Genomic DNA, 2,500 nt, shown 5'->3' on the forward strand with positions numbered 1-2,500 from the left:
GCTGTGTGACTCCCGGATAGTACTCTCAGGTATTCGGAGTTTGATTGGGGTTGGTAAGACGGTAAGTCCCCCTAGCCCATTCAGTGCTCTACCCCCTGAGGTATTCATCCGAGGCGATACCTAAATATCTTTCGCGGAGAACCAGCTATTTCCCAGTTTGATTGGCCTTTCACCCCTAACCACAGGTCATCGGAGTCTTTTTCAACAGACACCCGTTCGGTCCTCCAGTGAGTGTTACCTCACCTTCAACCTGCCCATGGCTAGATCACTAGGTTTCGGGTCTAATACAACGAACTTAGCGCCCTATTCAGACTCGCTTTCGCTGCGCATACACCTATCGGCTTAAGCTTGCTCGTTAAATTAAGTCGCTGGCCCATAATACAAAAGGTACGACGTCACCCAGAACGTATCTTGGGCTCCGTCTGTTTGTAGGTATCCGGTTTCAGGTCTATTTCACTCCCCTCGTCGGGGTGCTTTTCACCTTTCCCTCACGGTACTAGTTCGCTATCGGTCAATGAGGAGTACTTAGGCTTGGAGGGTGGTCCCCCCACGTTCAGACAGGATTTCACGTGTCCCGCCTTACTCAAGGACATATCATTGCATTACCCGTACGGGACTATCACCCTCTGAGGTCCAGCTTTCCTGACTGGTTCCGGTTGTCTTTGATATGCCACTGGCCTGGTCCGCGTTCGCTCGCCACTACTAACGGAGTCTCTGTTGATGTCCTTTCCTCCGGGTACTTAGATGTTTCAGTTCCCCGGGTTCGCTTGAAACCCCCTATGTATTCAGGAGTCTCATACCTTCAACTGATAACCGAAAATCCAAAACCACCCTCACTTGCGTGATGATGACCTTAGAGTTTCGGCTATCGAAGGTGGGTTTCCCCATTCGGAAATCTATGGATCAAAGCCTCTTCGCGGCTCCCCATAGCTTATCGCAGCGTAGCACGTCCTTCATCGCCTCTCATTGCCAAGGCATCCACCGAATACCCTTAAGACACTTGATTGCTCTCATTATCAATATCCACACACTCGGCAGAGTTTGCTGCACGCTGCTTTGCGCCGAAACGCAAAATCCGCACGCCGGCCGTCAAGCCGTGCGCACTTCATGCAGCTGGATATGATTTAGAAAGACCAGTTTGCTTCGTAAGATCGAACCGACAACGAGGCGGTCAAGCTTCGTTGAAAAGGAATAAAGATGCGGAAGCTTTGCAAGCAAAGCGTTCGCACTCAATTCCTGGAGATTATGATTGCGGCACCCGCAATTGCTTGCAGATCCGAACCTCGGAACGATCTCCTCTTTACGATGTCATAAATCCCGCAGTCGATCTCGTAAGACCGACAAGCGAAGTTATACCGCGGACTAAATCAGGCGCTGCCCATATGGCGCGCACTGTCTGAACACACTGAATGTTTGTTACGATCTCAACGTCGCCATCCATCAGAAGTTTCTGGTGGAGGCAGACGGGATCGAACCGACGACCTCATGCTTGCAAAGCACGCGCTCTCCCAGCTGAGCTATGCCCCCGTTCCAGAAGACGAATGCTCAACGCTAAAGAACACGTTTTGCAGATGTGATGCTTGCGCATGTGATGTCGACGTCAGCAGCAGCCTTGAAAGCAAAGCGCGCAAATATGGTGGGCCTGGGAAGACTTGAACTTCCGACCTCACGCTTATCAAGCGCGCGCTCTAACCAACTGAGCTACAAGCCCTAACAACAAAGGGCTCTGCTTGTGGCACCAGCTTTCGCCGGGTGCACGACCAAGCACGCCCCAGCGTGTGTTCGTCCGCGAAGAAAGAGAAACGAAGACGGCGGTGTCCCGCCTATGCAGCTCAAACATTGATCCAATGTCTGGCCACTGATGTTTCAAAAGAGGATCGATAGAAGCAAGCTTCTGAAGATCCATCCTTAGAAAGGAGGTGATCCAGCCGCAGGTTCCCCTACGGCTACCTTGTTACGACTTCACCCCAGTCGCTGACCCTACCGTGGTCAGCTGCCCCCTTGCGGTTAGCGCACTGCCTTCAGGTAGAACCAACTCCCATGGTGTGACGGGCGGTGTGTACAAGGCCCGGGAACGTATTCACCGTGGCATGCTGATCCACGATTACTAGCGATTCCAACTTCATGGGCTCGAGTTGCAGAGCCCAATCCGAACTGAGACGGCTTTTTGAGATTTGCGAGAGGTCGCCCTTTTGCATCCCATTGTCACCGCCATTGTAGCACGTGTGTAGCCCAGCCCGTAAGGGCCATGAGGACTTGACGTCATCCCCACCTTCCTCGCGGCTTATCACCGGCAGTCTCCTTAGAGTGCTCAACTAAATGGTAGCAACTAAGGACGGGGGTTGCGCTCGTTGCGGGACTTAACCCAACATCTCACGACACGAGCTGACGACAGCCATGCAGCACCTGTGCTCTATGCCCCGAAGGGAAGGTTCCATCTCTGGTACCGGTCATAGACATGTCAAGGGCTGGTAAGGTTCTGCGCGTTGCGTCGAATTAA

The 2,500-nt window shown here is 52.6% G+C and carries 2 tRNA genes and 2 rRNA genes (2 of these 4 only partly in view); all 4 read right to left on the reverse strand.

Going from position 1 to position 2,500, the window contains the following annotated elements:
- A 23S ribosomal RNA gene (locus AB8A50_RS17785) occupies positions 1-1,006 on the reverse strand (it extends 1,814 nt beyond the left edge of the window).
- 445 nt (positions 1,007-1,451) lie between these two features.
- Positions 1,452-1,527: transfer RNA gene (locus AB8A50_RS17790), tRNA-Ala, on the reverse strand.
- Between the two features lie 107 nt (positions 1,528-1,634).
- Positions 1,635-1,711 (reverse strand) — tRNA-Ile (locus AB8A50_RS17795).
- A 201-nt stretch (positions 1,712-1,912) separates the two neighbouring features.
- Positions 1,913-2,500: ribosomal RNA gene (locus AB8A50_RS17800) — 16S ribosomal RNA — on the reverse strand; it runs 899 nt beyond the window's last position.
- The 16S and 23S rRNA genes sit together here with 2 tRNA genes alongside, the layout of an rRNA operon.

The sequence above is a fragment of the Tardiphaga sp. 841_E9_N1_2 genome (assembly GCF_051811065.1).
Taxonomy (GTDB): Bacteria; Pseudomonadota; Alphaproteobacteria; order Rhizobiales; family Xanthobacteraceae; genus Tardiphaga; species Tardiphaga robiniae.